Below are 18,870 nucleotides of genomic sequence, written 5' to 3'. Positions count from 1 at the left end.
CAGAGGGGGCGGACCCGCCCCCTTATGGGTTATCCAGCGCGTGAAGCTGCACTTGCAGCATCCTCTCCAACTCCAGCATCAGCTTTTCGAGGGCCTTCACACCGGCGTCGATCGAAGGCCGATCATCGCCGCGGCCGCAGGCCTGTTCGAGGGTTTCACACTGTGACGCCAGCGCATTGGCCTGAACGATGCGGGCGGCGCCCTTGATCTTGTGGGCCTGTTCGGTGATCTGCTCATAGGAGGCCTGCGCGTTCATCAGGGCGATCAGCTCCTGACGGTCCTGGCGGCTGCTGTTGAGCAGTTCTTCCAGCAGGCGTCGGCTCATCTGTGGATCGCCGCCGGTCAGGGCCTCGAAATTACCGAGGTCTAGGATCTGGTCGGCAGGGTGCGTGCCGATCTGCGCCAAATGCCGTTCCAGAGCCGTGAGGCTGATGGGCTTGAACAGGCAATCGTTCATGCCTGCCTGTGCGCAACGTTGCTTCTCCTCGGGTTGGGCGTTGGCGGTAAAGCCCAGTACCACACAGGGCGTCAGGCCTTCACGCTGTTCGTATTCGCGGATCGAACGACTCAGTTCATAGCCATTCATGATGGGCATATTGCAGTCGGCGATCACCAGGTCGAAACGCTCCTGACGCCAGGCCTGGAAACCCGCCGCGCCGTTTTGCGCTGCGGTGAACTGATGGCCTAGATAGCCGAGTTGCTGGCACATCAACAGGCGGTTCGCCGGATGATCGTCCACCACCAGCACATTGAGCACTGGCGCGGTGGTCGGCCTTTCGGGTTGGTGTTCGTCCTCGGCCAGCTCAGGCTGCAGGCGTGTCATCTTGAGGTTCACGTGCACCTGGGTGCCGACCATGGGCACGCTGCTCAGGCTCAATTGCCCGCCCATCATGGCGCACAGGCTGCGGCAGATCACCAAACCCAGGCCGGCGCCGCTCCTGGCCAGTTGCCCAGAGTTGTCGGCTTGGGCAAAGGGTTCGAACAAGCGCATCTGATCGTCGCGGCTGATGCCGATGCCGGTGTCTTCCACTACCAGTTTCATCTCGACTTGCTGGGCAAGATCGGTGGGCAGCACGTCCACCTTGATTTTGACCTGACCGCGCTCGGTGAACTTGATCGCGTTACTGATCAGGTTCGACAGCACCTGCTTGAAGCGCAGCGGGTCGATCAACACTTCGGTGTCGTCCAGGTCAGTCTTGAACTCCAGTATCAGGCTGAGGGTTTTCTGGCGGGCCAGGCCGTCGAACACACGTACCACCGATTCGATCACTTCCCGCAGGTTTACACGTTCCGGCGCCAGGCTCAGGCGGCCGGATTCGATCCGCGCGATATCGAGGATGTCGCCGATCAACTCCAGCAAGTCCTTGGCCGAGTTATAGGCCACTTCGATGGCGGGGCGGTCGAGGTGGCCCTGGTCCGCGCGCTTGAGCGTCAATTCGAGCATGCCGATCACTGCGTTCATGGGCGTGCGGATTTCATGGCTCATGGTCGCCAGGAACGTACTTTTGGCGCGATTGGCCTCGTCCGCACGTTCTTTGGCGGCACGCAGTTCGTCGAACAATTGGCGTCGCTCGCTGATGTCGATCCAGCCGCCGATGATGCCCTGGACTTCGCCGACGGAATCGCGATACGGCAAGATCCAGTGATAGATCGTGAGTTTTTTACCGCGTATGTGCAGGGCGCGATCCAGGATCAGCGGGTTGCCCTCAGCCACCACACGCTGATAATCGGCGTGGTATTGCGCGGCCTCTTCCGCCATGGCGGTGCTGATCTGCATCGCACTCCTGCCGATCACCTCTTCGCGCTTGACGTCGAACGCCTGCAGGTAACTGTCGTTGCAGGTCTGCAGCAGGCCCTTGCGGTCGCGCACGTAAATTGGGTGCGGCGTTTCGTTGACCAGGGCGCGCATGAATTCGAACTGGTCATTGAGAGCGCGCTCAGCCATTTTGCGGTGCTTGATCTGGCGCTGCATGTAGGCGTTCCAGGTCAGGGAAATCAGCAGCAACAGGCCGGTGCCGATGATGATGCGCGCAATCAATTGATGATAATTGCGCCAGTAGCTGTCGGAGGCGGCGGTATAGCCGCGCCAGCGACTGTTGATCACCCCCAGCTCGTCCGGAGCGATGCTGAGCAGAGCCTTGTCGAGAATCGAGCTGAGTTCGGTGGCCCCCCGGGACGTTGCCAAGGCAAAGGTGGCCGGCGTGGTGCCAATGCTGAAACTGGTCTGGACCTTATCTTGGAATATCGGTGAAGACAGGAAATAGTTGGCGACCACCAGGGTATTGACCGCACCCTCCACATGGCCTTGTGCAAGGAGTTCGGTTGCCTTGAACGTGTCCCCCGTTTCTACCAGTTGAATCTGCGGAAAGTGCTCGCGCAGGAATTTGATCGGCGGGCTGCCTTGAGTTACCGCCACGCGTTTGCCAGCCATTTGCTCCAGACTGGTGGGCGCCTGGTCTTCCTTGCGCGTCAACATGACGTAGGAGTTTTCCAGGTAGGGGCGGGTAAAGTTCAACTGTCCTTCGCGTTGCAGGCTGGGGGCGATCGCGCCGATGACATCTGCTTCGCCGGCCTCCACCTGCTCGATCATCTCGTTCACATTGCGTCCGCGCTGGATCTCGAAGCGTAAGCCGGTGCGCAGGCGAATCAGTTCCAGCAGGTCGGCGGTGATGCCGCGGAAGTTGCCGTCTGCATCGAAGAATGTCAGCGGTGCGAAGGTTTCGTTCGCGATGACTTTGACCACTGGGTTGTCTTTCAGCCAACGCTCCTCGCGCGGGGTCAGTTGCAGCTTCTGATCGGTCAACAGAATGTCACTGCCGGCACTCCAGCGCTTGGCAATGGTTTCTCGCTCGGAGATGGGCACAGCCATCAGGACGGAGTCGACGATGCTCAGCAGGATGTGCTGGTGCTGCGGCAGGGCAAAGCTGAAGCCGTAGGCTTCGTGCTTACCGAAATTGGCCATGCGCACGTTCTTCAGGTAGCCCTTGTTGATCAGGTAATGGGTGGAAATGGTATCGCCGAGAAACACGTCCGCCTGTTCGAATGCCACTGCATTCAACGCATTCTGGTAAGAGGGATAGGCGCGGATGACCGCGTTGGGGTAGAGCTTTTCCACTTCGCTCAGAGGCAAGTAGTGATAGACCAGGGCCAGGCGCATCCCCGCCAAGCCCTCGCTGAGGCTGCGCGTTTCGCCCTCGCGGGTGACCAGCACCGGTTGATCCACCGCGTAGGGTTCTGACAGGGTGAGGTTGGGGTTGGCGGCTTCGAACCCGTTGGAAGAGCCCAGCAAGTCGATCTCCCCGGACTCAAGGGCGCGAATGGCCGCCTCTCGGGAGGGGTAGCGCACCACTTTGATCGGCAATGCCAGCGCCTTGGCCAGCAGCCCGGCGTAGTCGGCGGTGAGGCCCTCGTAATCGCGGCCGCTGGAGGTGAGATCAAAAGGGGGGTAGTCAGGGGCCGCAGTGCCCAGTACCAGTTCGCGTTTGTTCTGCAGCCATTGGCGTTGAGCCTTGTTCAGGTGGGTTTCCAGTTGTACCGAGCCTGCACGACTCAATAAATTGAAATATTCCGGGCCCGTTGGAGGGGCGGCAGGCACGGCAATGCTGAAGCACAAACCGGCACTCAATAAAATCAGATAGTCCTTTATACGCCTGGGCATCCGCTTTCTCACACTAGCGCGTTTCGTTTTGCCATCTCGATAAGTTCTACCAAGGACTTGGCTTGAAGTTTTTGCATGAGCCGCTTTTTATAGGTGCTTACTGTTTTGTTACTCAAGAACATACCTTTGGCGATTTCCTTGTTAGTCCGCCCTTGTGCAAAAAGTTGCAATACCATCAGTTCGCGATCGTTTACCGCTTTGAATAGTTCAAGTTCCTTTGAAACCGTGGTGTCCGCCCCATTGGCATTCAAAGCCTGGCTGGGAAAGTAGTTGTAACCTGATAACACGGCACGGATGGCGCTGAGCAACTCGCTCAGATCCCCTTCTTTGCACACATAGCCATCGGCGCCCGAGCGCATGCAGCGGGTGGCGAACAGGGTTGGGGATTGAGCCGTCAGCACCAAGGTCTTCATTGAAGTGTTCATGGCATTGAAGCGGCAGAGCACTTCAAGCCCGTCGAGTTTTGGAATGCTGATATCCAGAATGATCAGGTCCGGTTGGCACTCACGGACCATTTGTATGGCGTCGCATCCATTATCGGTTTCGCCCACTACTTTGTAGCCCTCGTGCTCCAACAACATTCGGATGGCGAGCCTTATAACCGGATGATCATCAATTATAAAAACGGTGTTCATGTTTACGTTTCCGTGCAAGTGCAAATAAAGCGGGCACATTAGCTCAGAAGCGGATGCAGGAGCATGAAGTGGAGGGGGAGCAAATATAAAACAGGAAAGTTCCTACATCAAAAAAGGTAAAAGCCTACTGGTTGCTAAGGATTTGTGAAGCGAGATGACAACGTTTCGCTGTTATTTCGGTTTAATCCAGGCATCAGGTGATTAGAAGGACTAGGTGTCATGATCTTGGTCGGTCTACAGGGTTGCAAGACTTGTTTTTATAAGGCGGGTAATGGAAAGAGCAACTGTGAAAGTTCTTCTTTGTTCAATGGCTTTGACAAGTAACCGAGCATGGGCAAACCACGCTCCAGTGCCTGAACATGCAACGCCGACAGCTCTGCGATGGGCAGCCCGCTGAGCAGGATGGCGGCGTTGATAAAGCGTTGACGGCTGGCGATTTCAATCAGCTCCAGCCCCGGTAGATCGGGTAGGCATTGATCACACAGAAGGATGTCGAAAGGCATGTGCGCCTGGGTCATCAGATGGACGGCCTGCGCGGCGTTTTCGCATGGTGTCAGCCGCTCGAAGCCGAAGCTGCGAAGCAGACACTGAGTGGCGAGCAGTTGAAAAGGATGATCCTCCACCAACAGGATGCAAAGAGGGTTACTGGGCATAAAAAGTACACGATGAGTCAAGCGTCGAAGGGGGGCATGTAGGAGCTGTTCGATGACTGTGCCCGGAGCGGGCGCGATTATTCCCCGTGTATCTGTGCGAATTCGATCAGGCCGCTCTGTTCCGTGTGTAGGCAGATTCTGCTCAATCGGCAGGCGGCTTGATCGGGCGGTTATTGAGGGCTGGAGCGACCGGTCATCTCTCGTGCCATTTCAGTGGCATAGCTGTCGGTCATGCCGGCGATGAAGTCGATCATGCGCAGGAACGACGTGTGCAGTGGCCATGCCGGGTCCGGTGCGTTGTTGCCGAGCAAGTCGAGAATGCGCCGGTTCTTGAAGGACGGCGTGCGCCCGCCATGTTGCTCCAGTGCGGCGCCGCAGAACGCATTCAGGAGAATTTCCAGGGTGGTGTAAGCGCCGATTTCGTGCAGCGTCTTGCGCTTGTCCTGGAAGATTTTCTTGCGCGCCATGTCTTTGGCGTCCAACACACAGCGTTTGGCCGGACCGTGCATATGTTCGACCAGATCGCCGGGCAGGGTGCCGGCCAGCAAAGCATCCTGCTGATCGACGAACGCGCGCGCCGCGGCGTTGGTCAGGTGCTCGATGGCCTTGCCGCGCAGGATCGCCAGTTTGCGCCGGCGTGAGTCCTGCGGCCCCAATTGACGGTAGGTTTGCGGCAGGTCGTCGCCAACCAAATCGAGCAGCAACGACTCGACTTCGGCGTACTCCAGCAAGTCCATTTCCAGGCCGTCTTCCAGGTCGATCAAGGCGTAGCAGATGTCATCCGCGGCCTCCATCAGATAAACCAGCGGGTGACGCGCCCACCGTTGGTCCTCCAGTTGTGGCAGTCCGAGTTTGTGGGCGATCTGTTCCAGAATCGGCAACTCGCTCTGGTAGCAGCCGAACTTGTGCTTCTTGTAGCCCAGGGAGTCGGCGTGGCGGGCGGTCCAGGGGTATTTGAGGTAGGTGCCTAGGGTGGCGTACGTCAGCCGCGTGCCGCCGTCGAACTGGTGGTATTCCAATTGAGTGAGCACGCGGAAGCCTTGGGCATTGCCTTCGAAGTTGAGGAAGTCATTGCGCTCGGCGCTGCTCATGTCGTCCAGCCAGCCGCGGCCGGCCGCTTGTTGAAACCAGTGGCGGATAGCGTCTTCGCCTGAGTGCCCGAACGGCGGGTTACCGATGTCATGGGCCAGGCAGGCCGACTGCACCACCATGCCCAGGTCGCTGGGATCGCACCAGTCGGGCAGGGCGCTGCGCAGGGTCTCGCCCACGCGCATACCCAGGGAGCGGCCGACGCAGCTGACTTCCAGCGAGTGGGTCAAACGGGTGTGGATATGGTCGTTGCTCGACACGGGATGCACTTGCGTCTTGCGACCCAGGCGACGAAACGCGCCGGAGAAAATAATGCGGTCGTGATCTTTATGGAACGGGCTGCGGCCCAATTCTTCCGGGCTGTGCAGTGGTTTTCCAAGACGTTCGCGGGTCAGCAGGGTGGGCCAATCCAAGGCGGGTACTCTCCGTGCGGTGAATGACCCGCCCAGCTTCCCGGTTCCGCCGCGGCGGGGCAAGCGAAAATCTACAGGCCGGCGGCGTCGATATCGATTAACAGTAAGCGCTGACCGTTATCGAAGAATTGTCCGGCGGTGAGGCAGTGCTGGTTGGTGGTGGCATCGCGGTAGGTCGAAGACAGCGTCAAGCGGCGCTCCTCCCACCCTTCGGCGAGCAGATGATAAAAGTACGGCCGCCACGACCAGTTGTGGCCAAGGTAGCGGCTATCACTCTGCCAGGCGTCCTGGCGCCACTCGAAATTGGGCGTCAGTTGGGTGCCGTGGCGGTCGCACTGATAAAAGCGCAGCAGCCAGGGGAATGCCGGCAATCGCGGTAACTGGCTCAACGGTGCCTTGGCCTGGGCCCAGCTTTGCAGGATGCTCATCAGCTCGGCCATTTGCTGGCGCAACTGCATGATGCGCCCGCGTTCCGCCAGTTTCTGTTGGACGTAAGCGGTGCGCAGTTGAGCAAAGCGTGGCACGAAGGCGTCGGTGGCGAACCAGTCCAACTGGGCTTGGGCAAACAAGTAACCTTGTACGTAGCGGGCGCCGCACTCCAGGGCGAAGTTCAGTTGCGCTTCAGTTTCCACGCCTTCGGCGATGATCCAGCAACCGGTCTTTTCCGCCATTTGTGCCAACGCGCGCACCACCTCGCTGCTTGGCCCGCCGCGCGCGGCCTCCTGAAACAGACGCATGTCTAGTTTGAGAATGTCCGGTTGCAACGCGAGCACCCGGTCCAGCTGGGAATAGCCGGCGCCGAAGTCATCGATGGCGATCCGCGCGCCCGCCTCACGGTAGCGCGCCACAACCTCTGCCAGGCGCCTGATGTCGCCCCCCAGTTCGGTGATCTCGAACACGATGCGCTGCGGGTCCACGCCGTGGCTGTGGATCTGTTTCAGGCTCGGCAACGGCTGGCCCGGACGCAGGCGGTTGATCCAGCGCGGTGAGATGTTCAGGCTCAGGAACCAGTCTTCAGGCGCCTCATGCAGCCGGCTCAGGGCGTTATCGCGCAGCTGCCGGTCGAGTCGTCGCAGGGCTACGCCGGAGGTACGCGGGTCGGCGAACAGCGGGCCTACGGACTGCAGGCGACCGTCAGCCAGGCGCAGGCGACCCAAGGCTTCCACGCCGGCAATGCGGCCGGTGGCGGTATCGATGAAAGGCTGGAAGCAGGCGAGCGGTTGCCCGTCGATCACAAGGCCTCCTTAAGAGAGGTGGCGAAAAAAAGGCCCGCCCCTCGTGAACAAGAGGCCGGGCCGATTCTGTTAGCAAGAATGCAGCCAGCGAGGGCCGGCGCAGCTCAGTCTTTGCGCGAACGCCCTTGCATGGCCAGTTTGATCAACGGGATCAAACCCGCACCCAGGCGCACCAGACGCGTCACGCTGCTGATACTGCCGCCCTTGGCGCCCTTGCCAGTGAGGAAGCCCATCAGCGTCACCGCCGCCACGCCCCACAGCGGCGCGTGCTTGATGCCCAGGTTCTCCTGCCAGTTATGCCGCATGTCGCGCATCTTATGCAGGGGCGTGAGCAACTGCTGGGATTCGTGGCGGATTTCCTGGCGGTGCATTTCCATGCGCAGGCGGATCAAGGCCTTGCGCATTTCTCGCCGGGTGGTGGATTGCGGAACTTCAGTCAGGCTCATGGCAGCAGGCGCTCCCGGTCATTGGCCAACTCTTCGAGGGTGGCATGGAACGGTGTGGATTCATCGAACACCGCGGCTTTCAAGCGTACCCCGCAGAACGCGGCGGCCAGGCTATAAAACACGCAGAGGCAGATGATCCCTGTCAGGCGGTAGCCGGTGTCCCACACCAGGATCATCACCAGGGTCGACAACCCCACCAGCAACAGCAAAGCGAACACCAGGGCCAGGCCTGCGAACAGCAGCAGGCTGACGGTGCGGGCTTTCTGTTCCTGCAACTCGATGCCGAACAGTTCGACGTGGCTGTGCAGCAAGCCTAGAACGGCAGCGCCCAGGCGTCGTGAGGTAGAACTTGCGCCCGTAGACGAGCCACTTTCGCCGATAGACATACTTTAGCGCCTTGTAGCCAGCAGACCGATCAGAAAGCCCACGCCGGCGGCAATACCGATGGACTGCCAAGGGTTGGCCTGCACGTAATCTTCCGTTGCGGTGACCGCCGCCTGGCCGCGTTCGCGCAGGGAGTCTTCGGTCAATTGCAGGGTTTCACGGGCCTTGAGCAGGCTCTCGTGAATCTTGCTGCGCAGTTCATCGGCCTGGTCGCCGGCGAGGATAGCGGTGTCGTCCAGCAACTTTTCGGTGTCGCTGACCAGGGTTTGAAAATCCGCCATCAGTATTTCTTGAGCAGTCTTTGCAGTGGTTCTGGCCATGGGTATCTCCGTGATTGGCTGATCGGTGCGTGTGGTTTCGAGTCACCGGCGTCGGTGAAGGTTCATTGCGATTGCCTGGTACAGCTTTTGCTTTGGCTTGGTGCGCGGGCCCCACGGCCTGCGCTGAATCCGGGCGGTCGAGGCCAATGCCTTGAAAAACCTTACCCTAAAACACTTAAACCCGCGGAAAAACCCTGTCGGCAACGGCCTATTGTGATGTTCGCTGCGCTAAAGCGGTTCATGCCCCCAACAGAGGGGTGGTTCCGCCAGTTCCAATTTAGTGCGCGGATTTCTGGCTTGAACCGCTTTGGTGCTTTTTGCCCTGACTACAGGCCTGCCAGCTTCCATGGACACTCTACAAAGTGCGGTGGACACCCTCGTCCATAGCTCCAACACCCTGTTTATTCTGATCGGCGCGGTCATGGTCCTGGCCATGCACGCCGGCTTCGCGTTTCTGGAAGTCGGTACGGTGCGTCAGAAAAACCAGGTCAACGCGCTGTCGAAGATCCTCAGCGATTTCGCGATCTCGACCCTGGCTTACTTCTTTATAGGCTATTGGATCTCCTACGGCGTGAGCTTTATGCAGCCGGCGGCGGTGATCAGTGCCGATCATGGCTACGGTCTGGTGAAGTTCTTCTTCCTGCTGACATTCGCCGCGGCAATTCCGGCGATCATCTCCGGGGGCATTGCCGAGCGTGCGAAATTCGCGCCGCAGTTGTGCGCCACCGCGTTGATCGTGGCCTTCATTTACCCATTTTTCGAAGGGTTGGTGTGGAACGGTAATTTCGGTCTGCAGGCCTGGTTGCTCAGCACTTTCGGTGCCGGTTTCCATGACTTTGCCGGCTCGGTGGTGGTGCATGCCATGGGCGGTTGGCTGGCGCTGGCGGCGGTGTTGCTGCTGGGCCCGCGCAACGGTCGCTATCGCGAGGGGCGGCTGGTGGCGTTCGCGCCGTCGAGCATTCCGTTCCTGGCGCTGGGTTCGTGGATTCTCATCGTCGGCTGGTTTGGCTTTAACGTGATGAGCGCGCAGACCCTTAACGGCGTCAGCGGTCTGGTGGCGGTCAACTCGCTGATGGCGATGGTCGGCGGCACCGTGGCTGCCCTGGTGATCGGTCGCAACGACCCTGGTTTTCTGCATAACGGGCCGTTGGCCGGATTGGTGGCGATCTGTGCTGGTTCCGACCTGATGCACCCGGTGGGCGCATTGGTCACCGGCGTGGTGGCCGGCGGTTTGTTCGTGTGGTGTTTTATCGCGGCCCAGGATCGCTGGAAGATCGACGACGTGCTGGGTGTGTGGCCGTTGCATGGCCTGTGCGGCGTGTGGGGTGGAATTGCCTGCGGGGTCTTTGGCCAGACGGCCCTTGGCGGGCTGGGCGGCGTGAGCCTGGCCAGCCAGTTGATCGGCACCGCCCTCGGTGTGGCGGTGGCGTTCGGCGGCGGCCTGTTGGTGTACGGCGTGATCAAGCGCGTGCACGGGCTGCGTCTGAGCCAGGAGCAGGAGTACTACGGCGCGGACCTGTCGATCCACAAGATCGGTGCGGTCAGTCAGGATTGATCGGCGCCTCATCGTTGTCGCTGGGCGGTGCGTGAAAGCCGTGCAGCAGGCGATAGCGGTTTTGCCGCACTTCATCAACGCGCGCCTGCACCTGTTGATCCGGCAGGCCCAGCAGGAGCAAGGCGTGGGAGGCGAGCATCAGGCTCGACTCCAATAACTCGGGCACCACTTCAGTGGCGCCCGCTGCTTTCAGTTCGGCCCACTGGCTATCATCGCGGGTGCGCACCAGGATCGGCACCTGGGCGTTGATACGGCGCGCCTCTTTAAGCACCACCAGCGCGACATCGCTGTTATCTACAGCAATCACCACCAATCGCGCGCGCTCTATGCCCACTGCGCTGAGCAGGGCGCCGCGCCGGCAGTCGCCGTAATGCACGCTGCTGTCTTCGGTCGCCGCTTCCTGAACCCGTTCCGGGTCATCATCCAGAGCGATGAATGCTTGTTGCTCGCGACGCAGAAAGCGCCCGATGGACTGTCCGACGCGCCCGTAACCGCAGATCACCGCATGGTTGCGCAGCTGCGCATTGAGCGCGGTGATGGTCTCCAGTTGCACCTGCTGATTGGGTTTGCGATGCAGGCGCAGGGCGATGGCCGGCGCGGCGCGCAATAGCAGGGGGGTGAGCAGCATCGAGCAAAACGTTGCGGCGAGCAGCAGGCCGTTGAATTGATCCGGGATCAGCCGGCTCTGCTGCATCTGTGCCATCAAGGCGAAGCAGAACTCGCCGCCCTGAGCCAGGGCCAGGCCGCTGCGCCAGGCGGTTTCCATGTCGCTGCCGCGCAGTTTGACCAGCACGGCGACCACGCAGCCCTTGATCAGCATCAGCGTGAGGGTCATGCCGAGGATCAACAGGCTGTGGCTGAGGAACAATTGCAGGTCGATCAGCATGCCGATGCTGACGAAAAACAAGCCCAGCAGGATGTCGCGAAACGGTCGGATATCCGCTTCGATCTGATGGCGGTAATGGCTTTCACCCAGCAACATCCCGGCCAGGAACGCGCCCAGGGCAGGGGAGAGGCCGAGCAAATGGGTGAGCCAAGCGGTCAGTAGCACAATCACCAGGGCCAGCAACACAAACAGCTCCGCCGAGTGGGACGCGGCGACCTCACGGAACAGGCGCGGCAACAGCCAGCGGCTGGCAAGCAGCAGGCCGATAAACAGCACTACGGTCTTGCCCAAGGTCAGCGGCAACGCCAGGTACCAGGCCTGATCGCTGCTGCCGGCGAACACCGGCACCAGCGTCAGCAGTAACACTGCGACCACGTCCTGAAACAGCAACACGCCAATTGCATTCTGGCCATGGCTGCTGAAAATTTCGCCAAGGCTGCCCAACTCCTTGCTGACGATGGCCGTGGACGACAGCGCCAACCCCGCGCCGAGCAACAGCGCAATTCCGGGCGCCACCCCCAGTAGCATCAATGTGGCCCCCAGCAGCGCGCCGCACCCCAGTACCTGCAAGCTGCCCAGGCCAAACACCACATGGCGCAGGGCGAGCATCTTGTTCAGGGAAAATTCCAGGCCCAGGGAAAACAGCAGAAACACTACCCCCAGCTCGGCGAGATCGGGCAGCTCTTCGCTATCGTTCACCCAATCCAGCGCGGTGGGCCCCACGGCCAGGCCTACGCACAGATAGCCCAACACGGGCGGCAATTGCAGCCGGCGAAACAGGGCGATCACCACCAGGGATGACGCCAGAATGATCAGCAGGTTGGCGAACACAAACCTCTCCGTTACAGGGTCAGCGGACAAAAAGCCGCGAGAATGGCTGAATCAGTTATAGGCCATGGTGACTTGGGTCAGGTCTTTTTGGGGCGGCATGCACAACTCGCCACCCTCGGTAAGCAGGCTTAGAATGACCCACCTTATTCTGATCAGGCCCATTCGTCATGCTTCCTGAATGCCAGCTGTTCGGCACCCTGGGTTGCCACCTGTGTGAGTTTGCCGAAGCCGAAATCATGCCGCTCGTCGAACATGGGTTGCAGGTTGAGTTGGTGGATATCACCGATCCCGAGGACTTGACCGAGGTCTACGGCCTACGGATTCCGGTGCTTCGACGGGCAGACACGGGCGCGGAACTGGACTGGCCGTTCGACACCGACCAGGTGGTCGCCTTCCTTCTCTGACGTCATGGCGATGGCGGGTTTCCAAATATTACGCTACTGTATGTTTGTACAGCGATGGAATAGAGGGAACGCCCGTGGTGAATGTTGAACAACTGAAAAGCAGCGTCAATCGCATGTCCGCCGACATCGTGCGCGATGCAGTGAACGAGCTGCGCCTGGACGGTCTGGTCACGGAAGGTAAGACGCCGTTCAACAAAGTGCATTTCAATACCTGCTTTGCCGAGATCGAAGCGCTGTTTCAGCGTGCCGGCTATCACAAGCAGTTGGACGTGGTGGGTTACCAAGGCTTGCTGTACGCCCTCTACGATCCGGGGCGTTGGGAGGCGGTGGACGTGTTGCGTTGGCTCAAGGAGTTCACCGAAGCGGCCAGTGCCTCGCCGATCCTGCGCGCTGAATTAGCCAAGGCCTGAGATCCGCCCTAGGCTCGATCCCGCTCCATGCGGGATAATGCCCGCCGATTTTCCCAGGCTTCGAGCGTCTTCATGCCCACTTCCGGTTTTTCCGCGTCCCAGCACCAGGCCAGCACCTTGTATCTGCCACCGGGCCCTTGGGCTACGGTGCTGGACTGTCTGTGCACGCACTTCCCCGCGATCAGCCGCGAACACTGGTTGGACCGCATCGCTCGCGGTCGCGTGCTGGACATCAACGGCGACCCCATCCAGCAAGATCTGGCCTACAGGGAAGGCCTGTGCATCTACTATTTTCGCGAGGTGCCCAACGAAAAGGTCATCCCGGTGCAGGAAACTATTCTGTATGCCGACGAACACTTGGTGGTGGCCGATAAACCGCACTTCCTACCCGTGACGCCGGCCGGCGAATACGTCGAACAGACGCTGTTGCGCCGCCTGATTCGTCGCCTGGACAACCCGTCGCTGGTGCCCCTGCATCGTATCGACCGGCACACCGCGGGGCTGGTGCTGTTCTCGGCCAACCCCCACAGCCGCGCGGCGTATCAGCAGCTGTTTCCTACGCGCAAGATCGATAAATTTTACGAAGCCATTGCCCCCGCGCTGCCGGATCTCACCTTTCCCTTGGTACACAAAAGTCGTCTGGTGGACGGTGAGCCCTTCTTTCGCATGCAGGAAGGTCCCGGTGTCAGCAACACCGAAACCGCGGTGGAGGTTCGCGAAAAACATGGCGAGCTATGGCGTTACGGCCTGTTCCCGGTCACCGGCAAGAAGCACCAGTTGCGCGTGCACATGACCGCGCTGGGGGCGAGTATCTGCAATGACCCGTTCTACCCCGACGTGCTCAAGGACGCCGTGGACGACTACGCCAACCCACTTAAACTGCTGGCCCAGGGCGTGCGTTTTGTCGACCCGGTTACCGGCCAGACGCGCGACTTTCGCAGCCGCATCACCCTCGATTGGTAAGCCCCGGAAACGACAAGGCCCGCGCGAGGCGGGCCTTGTGGGCAAACGCTTAAGACTTACAGGTCTTTAACGGTGCGAACCTGGTCTTTATTGATACGGGTGTGCTTGCCGTCCAGCTGTTCGAATTCGTAGAAGCCCGAATCTTCATCGTATTTCGGGGTGTCGACGGCCTGGATTTCACGACCGTCATTCAGGGTGATCACGGTAGGCGAGGCGCAACCGGCGAGGGTAGCGAGGCCCAGGGCGAGCATGAAAGCGGCGATGGTCCGTTGAGTCATGGGTGTGTCTCCAAGAGAATTCTTTGAAATTGCTGACCTTGTGACGCGTAAGGCGTCGCCAAAGTTCCTTGTACGAAAGTTCATTCTGACACGTCAGACTTCTGGTGCAACAGTTCGGGTGTGTTCAAGTTGGCCAGGCGTGGATCATTCGCCGGGCATTCCAGGCCCACGCCACCCAGTTGCAGGAGGATCTTGCGCGGGCTGCGCTCGCCAGCGTGCCAGGCTTGTTCTACCGCGTTCCTGAGGTGCGTTGGGATGATGCAGATCAAGGGTTCCCAGAATTCCCCATGGCGCACCATCACCGGCGACTGCGGGGTGCGTCGGGCCGTGTCACGCAGGTCGGCCAGCAGGCGCGCGTCGATGTGCGGCACATCGCAGGGCAACACCAGCAAGTGCTCATGGCGCGCGGCGGCGAGGCCGGCGCGGATACCGGCGAGCGGCCCGGGGAAGTCCGCGCTGTCGTCGTTTACCAGGTGATCGGCGTATGCCGCGTAACGGTCTTGGTTGCGGTTGCAGGAGATGATCAAGTCGTCGGTCAGCCCGCGCACCAAGCCCTGCAAGTGCGCAATCAGCGGCTGGCCGCGCCAGGTTAGCAAGCCTTTGTCCTGGCCGCCCATGCGTTGGCCGCGGCCACCGGACAGCAATAGAATCGAACAGGGCAAAGGGCACGAATCAAAGGACATGGTGGTTCCGCAGCGGCAAGCAAAGGAGGGCCTGTGATATAACACCGGGCTGTTCCTTCGACAACCGGACCGTGCCATGAAAGCCAAGGTTGATGCGCCTTTTGTACCCCTGAATATCGCTGTATTGACCGTCAGTGACACCCGCACCCTGGATACCGACACCTCGGGCCAAGTCTTCGTCGACCGTCTGACCGCCGCCGGCCATCGCCTGGCCGAGCGCGTGCTGCTCAAGGACGATCTCTACAAGATCCGCGCCCAGGTTGCCCACTGGATCGCCGAAGACGTGGTGCAAGTGGTGTTGATCACCGGCGGCACTGGCTTTACCGGCCGCGACAGCACCCCCGAAGCGGTGAGCTGTCTGCTGGACAAGCAGGTCGACGGCTTTGGTGAGCTGTTCCGCCAGATATCCGTGGCTGATATCGGCACCTCCACCGTGCAATCCCGCGCGCTGGCTGGTCTGGCCAACGGCACCCTGGTGTGCTGCCTGCCGGGCTCCACCAATGCGGTGCGGACCGGTTGGGACGGCATCCTCGCCGAGCAGTTGGACAACCGCCATCGCCCGTGCAACTTCGTCCCGCACCTCAAACTGGCTGAACCTTGTGAATCCCGTGGGTAAGCCCGGCAAGGCCGGCGCCCTCATGCCGGTAGAGCAGGCGCTGCAACAGCTGCTGGACCTGGCCGACGCCACGCCGATTCGCGAGCAGGAGACGTTGCCCCTGGCCGGCTGCGACGGTCGCGTACTCGCGCATGCGCTGATCTCCACCCTCGACCTGCCGCCCTGGCCCAACAGTGCCATGGATGGCTACGCCGTGCGCCTCTCTGACTGGACCGGCGAGCCGCTGGTGGTTAGCCAACGTATCTTCGCCGGTCAGGCGCCGCAGCCCCTGGCGGCAGGAACCTGCGCGCGGATTTTCACCGGTGCGCCGGTCCCCGCCGGCGCCGATTGCGTGGAGATGCAAGAAAACGCCGTGGTCCACGCCGATGAACGGGTGAGTTTCAGCGAACCCCTGCGCACGGGTCAGAACATCCGCCCCCAGGGCCAGGAAACCACCGTCGGCGAAACCGTGCTCGACGCGGGCACGCGCCTGGGGCCCATCGAGCTGGGCTTGGCCGCGTCCTTGGGCTGCGATGGCCTGGCCGTGGTGCGTCGCCTGCGGGTGGCGGTGCTGTCCACCGGCGACGAACTGATCGAGCCGGGCCAGCCCCTGGGACCGGGGCAGATCTACAACAGCAACCGCCGCGTGCTGTGCAGTTGGCTGGCGCGGATGGGCTGTGAAGTGATCGATGCCGGGATTCTGCCTGACGACCTGGAACAGACCCGTGGGCGTCTGGCCGGGTTGGGCAGCGTTGACCTGATCCTGTCCACCGGCGGCGTGTCGGTGGGGGAGGCGGACTTCCTCGGCGTCGCCCTGCGTGAAGAGGGCGAGCTGGCGTTATGGAAACTGGCGATCAAGCCAGGCAAGCCGCTGACGGTCGGCCATTTTCGCGGTGTGCCGGTGATCGGTCTGCCTGGTAACCCGGCGTCTACCCTGGTGACGTTTGCGCTCTTGGCGCGCCCGTACATCCTGCGGCGTCTAGGCGTACTCGACGTGACACCGTTGCGCTTCGAGGTTCCGGTGGGTTTCGAATGGCCCAAGCCGGGCAACCGCCGCGAGTACCTGCGCGGGCGTATCGAGCAGGGCCGCGCGGTCATCTATCGCAACCAGAGTTCCGGTGTGCTGCGCAGCGCGGCGTGGGCAGAGGGATTTGTGGAGGTGTTGGAAGGCACAACGCTTAATGTGGGGGATCGAGTCAACTTCATTCCGCTGAGCGAAGTCATCAACTGAATAAAAAGTCTGAGTGTGGGAGCGAGGACACTGATAGCGGAGTAACAGTCACCTAATGGCTGGCTGAATCACTGCCATCGGGGGCAAGCCCCCTCCCACCCTTGATAATCATTGCCTGGGCTGGATCATACGGCGCAGCACCGCGCAAACCATACTGCTTCCCCCGGTATCAACTGAAAAGCCGGCTCAAAATGTGGGAGGGGGCTCGCCCCCGATGACGGCTCGCTATTCAGTAATCGTCTCCGCGCTCGGTCACATCCCGCTCCACCGGTCCCGCATGCGGGTCAAATCCCACCGGGAACTTGCCTTTCAATGTCCAAGCAAACGCAATGATCTCGGCAATGGTGCGATACAACTCCTCGGGAATGCTGTCGCCCAATTCCATGCGGGCCAGCAGTTTTACCAACTCGGCGTTTTCATAGATCGGTACTTCGTTTTCCCGCGCCAGCTTGAGGATGGCTTCGGCCAGGGCATCATCGCCTTTGGCGGTGAGCGTCGGCGCCTGCTGGCCGTCGTACTTGAGGGCAATCGCCTGGCGAGATGATTCGGTGGTCTTCATGCGGTTTCGTCCACCCAGCGTTGTTCCAGGCCTGTCTTGGGGCCCCGTGGCGGCGTGCCAAGGTGGCAGTCGAGGTCGCCGACGTTGAGGCCCGAGGTCACCAGGCGCTCGCGCAGACTGCCCAAATGGCTTTCGATCAGGCTCGCGGTAAACGGTCGGGTCGCCCACAGTTGGCTCGACAACTTGCCCTGGCTCAACTGCGCCTGCACCTGCAATGGGCCCAGGGGTTCCATATCGAAGGCCAGCTCAACGCGCCAGAGCATCTGCTTGGCGTCCTTATTGGCTTTGCGTTCGGGCTGATCCTTGTCCGGCGCCGGTTCTTCACGCTGGAACTTGACCTGCAACGGCACGATGTCCTGCAGGGTGCGCATGGGGATTTCCAACTGCCAGGTGGTTTGCAGGCGGCCATCGGCCGTAGTGCCGGTTTGTTCCAGGCTCGACAACTGATGGCTCTGCAAGCGCGAGATCGCCCCGGCGGCCAGGCGCAGCAGGTTTTCCAGATCGCCTTCACCCTCCAGCTTGCCCATCAGGCGCTCGGGCAGAGGGAAGCTCACCGGTGCCTGGCGTGCGCTGACTTGCCCCAAGGTATTCAGCGGGCTGCGCACAAAGTTCGGCAGCATCTGGGCCAGGGTGTTGGCGGCCAGGATGGCATTGAGGTTGGTATTGGCGGGCAGGGCGGGGACCAGGTCGGCGACCAACCGCAGCAGCGCACCTTTCATATCCAGGGGCGGTACCTGCGGGTTCTGGCCGGCCAGCAGTTTGGCCTCCAAAAACGCGCCGCTGTTCTGAATCACCTGGGCCAGCACTTTCGGGTTGCTCACCTGGGCCAGGTCCGGCAGGGTGGCCAGCAGACGGTCGGCGGCGGCGCGTAGGTCCGCCGAGGTACTGCCCTCACGCGGTAAGTTCTGCAACGCGTTGAACACTGCATCCAGCGAACCTTGGCGGCTTTGTTGGGTCGCCAGCTGTTGCGTGACGGCCAACTGATCCTTGAGCCCGCTCAACGGCACGAAATTCAAGGTTTGCGCGTTCTGCACCACCGCGCTGAGCAGGCTGCCGACGCGCAACGGCTGCGGGCTCTCCACGGTCAGCGTCGCGCCGGCCATGGCGCTGTTGAGCACTGTGACCAGCGAGCGGTAGATCGCCGGCTGTGTGGTGCCCTGGGGCAACACCTGGGTGGTCAGCACCTTGGCCTGCAGCAGCGTGCCTTCGGGGATTTTGCTGGTATCGATGCGCGTCAGGGCGGCGACGTTGGCGCTCAACGCTTGCTGCAGACTCAAGGTCAGGTTGCCTGCAGCCGTCTGACTGACCGCCACATTGCTGCCCAGAGGCAACGGCTGTGGGCTGCTGGCTTGCACCAGGGTCTGGCGACCGCCATCGAGGGTCAGCTTGAGCAGCAACTGGAAAGCCTCGCCGCCTTGTTTGAGGGCGATGACTTCCGCATTGGCGGTTTTCCCCGGGTCGATCAGCCCCGTCTGCGGCTCCAGCAGTTTAAGCAGTGCGCCGACCGCCGGCAGCGATGGAGCGCCGCTCGCCGGGCTGGCAGGTAACGTAGGAAGGTTGATCTCACCGGTCATTGCGTGCGCCGTCTCTGGGGAAATTGCCCTCTTTAGAGTAGGGCATCGCATGTATAATGCCGCCCGTC

The 18,870-nt window shown here is 61.1% G+C and carries 19 protein-coding genes; 6 read left to right on the top strand and 13 right to left on the bottom strand.

The window, feature by feature from the left end:
* Window positions 1-22: 22 nt before the first annotated feature.
* From YA0848_RS22920 to YA0848_RS22885, 8 genes are all read right to left on the bottom strand, one after another.
* Window positions 23-3,658: a transporter substrate-binding domain-containing protein gene (locus YA0848_RS22920; protein WP_169903272.1), complete on the bottom strand. Its 3,636-nt coding sequence runs from the start codon at window positions 3,656-3,658 to the stop codon at window positions 23-25.
* An 8-nt stretch (window positions 3,659-3,666) separates the two neighbouring features.
* Window positions 3,667-4,293 (bottom strand): response regulator transcription factor, encoded by a 627-nt coding sequence (locus YA0848_RS22915; RefSeq protein ID WP_034096610.1) that lies wholly within the window; start codon window positions 4,291-4,293, stop codon window positions 3,667-3,669.
* Between the two features lie 257 nt (window positions 4,294-4,550).
* Window positions 4,551-4,946 carry a response regulator gene (locus YA0848_RS22910; protein WP_034096611.1) on the bottom strand — a complete coding sequence of 132 codons (396 nt, stop codon included), beginning with the start codon at window positions 4,944-4,946 and terminating at the stop codon, window positions 4,551-4,553.
* Between the two features lie 170 nt (window positions 4,947-5,116).
* Window positions 5,117-6,448: a deoxyguanosinetriphosphate triphosphohydrolase gene (locus tag YA0848_RS22905; protein WP_034096612.1), complete on the bottom strand. Its 1,332-nt coding sequence runs from the start codon at window positions 6,446-6,448 to the stop codon at window positions 5,117-5,119.
* Window positions 6,449-6,519: 71 nt separating this feature from the next.
* Window positions 6,520-7,683, bottom strand: coding sequence for an EAL domain-containing protein (locus YA0848_RS22900; protein WP_169903270.1), 1,164 nt, complete (start codon window positions 7,681-7,683; stop codon window positions 6,520-6,522).
* A 104-nt stretch (window positions 7,684-7,787) separates the two neighbouring features.
* A complete protein-coding gene (locus tag YA0848_RS22895; RefSeq protein WP_034096614.1) occupies window positions 7,788-8,129 on the bottom strand; it encodes a hypothetical protein in 342 nt (113 codons plus the stop codon).
* Window positions 8,126-8,515 carry a phage holin family protein gene (locus tag YA0848_RS22890; protein WP_034096615.1) on the bottom strand — a complete coding sequence of 130 codons (390 nt, stop codon included), beginning with the start codon at window positions 8,513-8,515 and terminating at the stop codon, window positions 8,126-8,128. The genes YA0848_RS22895 and YA0848_RS22890 overlap by 4 nt, the downstream gene beginning before the upstream one ends.
* 3 nt (window positions 8,516-8,518) lie before the next feature.
* Window positions 8,519-8,833, bottom strand: a complete 315-nt coding sequence (locus YA0848_RS22885) for a DUF883 family protein (protein WP_034096616.1) — start codon at window positions 8,831-8,833, stop codon at window positions 8,519-8,521.
* A gap of 346 nt (window positions 8,834-9,179) precedes the next feature.
* On the opposite strand from YA0848_RS22885, the gene YA0848_RS22880 reads away from it, so the two are divergent.
* Entirely contained in the window at window positions 9,180-10,388 is a 1,209-nt protein-coding gene (locus YA0848_RS22880) for an ammonium transporter (RefSeq protein WP_040266256.1), read from the top strand.
* On the opposite strand, the gene YA0848_RS22875 is transcribed toward YA0848_RS22880, so the two are convergent.
* Window positions 10,375-12,105, bottom strand: a complete 1,731-nt coding sequence (locus tag YA0848_RS22875; protein ID WP_034096618.1) for a cation:proton antiporter — start codon at window positions 12,103-12,105, stop codon at window positions 10,375-10,377. The two genes, YA0848_RS22880 and YA0848_RS22875, sit on opposite strands and share 14 nt — an antisense overlap.
* Window positions 12,106-12,272: 167 nt before the next feature.
* Between YA0848_RS22875 and YA0848_RS22870 the strand changes: the two genes are divergently transcribed.
* The 3 genes from YA0848_RS22870 to YA0848_RS22860 all read left to right on the top strand — a co-directional run bounded on the left by YA0848_RS22870 (window position 12,273) and on the right by YA0848_RS22860 (window position 13,882).
* On the top strand, window positions 12,273-12,509 hold the full coding sequence (locus YA0848_RS22870) for a glutaredoxin family protein (protein ID WP_047882255.1): 237 nt from the start codon (window positions 12,273-12,275) through the stop codon (window positions 12,507-12,509).
* 74 nt (window positions 12,510-12,583) lie between these two features.
* A complete protein-coding gene (locus YA0848_RS22865; RefSeq protein ID WP_034096620.1) occupies window positions 12,584-12,919 on the top strand; it encodes a hypothetical protein in 336 nt (111 codons plus the stop codon).
* A 72-nt stretch (window positions 12,920-12,991) separates the two neighbouring features.
* Window positions 12,992-13,882 carry a pseudouridine synthase gene (locus YA0848_RS22860; RefSeq protein ID WP_184316101.1) on the top strand — a complete coding sequence of 297 codons (891 nt, stop codon included), beginning with the start codon at window positions 12,992-12,994 and terminating at the stop codon, window positions 13,880-13,882.
* 56 nt (window positions 13,883-13,938) lie between these two features.
* Here the strand turns inward: YA0848_RS22860 and YA0848_RS22855 are convergent, their stop codons facing one another.
* On the bottom strand, window positions 13,939-14,160 hold the full coding sequence (locus YA0848_RS22855; RefSeq protein ID WP_034096622.1) for a YgdI/YgdR family lipoprotein: 222 nt from the start codon (window positions 14,158-14,160) through the stop codon (window positions 13,939-13,941).
* Window positions 14,161-14,240: 80 nt separating this feature from the next.
* Entirely contained in the window at window positions 14,241-14,843 is a 603-nt protein-coding gene (gene mobA / locus YA0848_RS22850) for a molybdenum cofactor guanylyltransferase MobA (protein WP_034096623.1), read from the bottom strand.
* Between the two features lie 76 nt (window positions 14,844-14,919).
* Between mobA and moaB the strand changes: the two genes are divergently transcribed.
* Entirely contained in the window at window positions 14,920-15,459 is a 540-nt protein-coding gene (moaB, locus tag YA0848_RS22845; RefSeq protein WP_034096624.1) for a molybdenum cofactor biosynthesis protein B, read from the top strand.
* Entirely contained in the window at window positions 15,443-16,669 is a 1,227-nt protein-coding gene (locus tag YA0848_RS22840; protein WP_047882254.1) for a molybdopterin molybdotransferase MoeA, read from the top strand. Before moaB ends, YA0848_RS22840 begins: the two co-directional genes overlap by 17 nt.
* A 229-nt stretch (window positions 16,670-16,898) precedes the next feature.
* Here the strand turns inward: YA0848_RS22840 and YA0848_RS22835 are convergent, their stop codons facing one another.
* Window positions 16,899-17,228: an EscU/YscU/HrcU family type III secretion system export apparatus switch protein gene (locus YA0848_RS22835; RefSeq protein WP_034112674.1), complete on the bottom strand. Its 330-nt coding sequence runs from the start codon at window positions 17,226-17,228 to the stop codon at window positions 16,899-16,901.
* Window positions 17,225-18,802, bottom strand: coding sequence for a flagellar hook-length control protein FliK (fliK, locus tag YA0848_RS22830; protein ID WP_169903269.1), 1,578 nt, complete (start codon window positions 18,800-18,802; stop codon window positions 17,225-17,227). The genes YA0848_RS22835 and fliK overlap by 4 nt, the downstream gene beginning before the upstream one ends.
* Window positions 18,803-18,870 lie beyond the last annotated feature (68 nt).

Origin of the sequence: Pseudomonas sp. S4_EA_1b, assembly GCF_016307435.1 — a bacterium.
GTDB lineage: Bacteria > Pseudomonadota > Gammaproteobacteria > Pseudomonadales > Pseudomonadaceae > Aquipseudomonas > Aquipseudomonas rhodesiae.
This window is presented reverse-complemented; position numbering and strand designations above follow the sequence as displayed.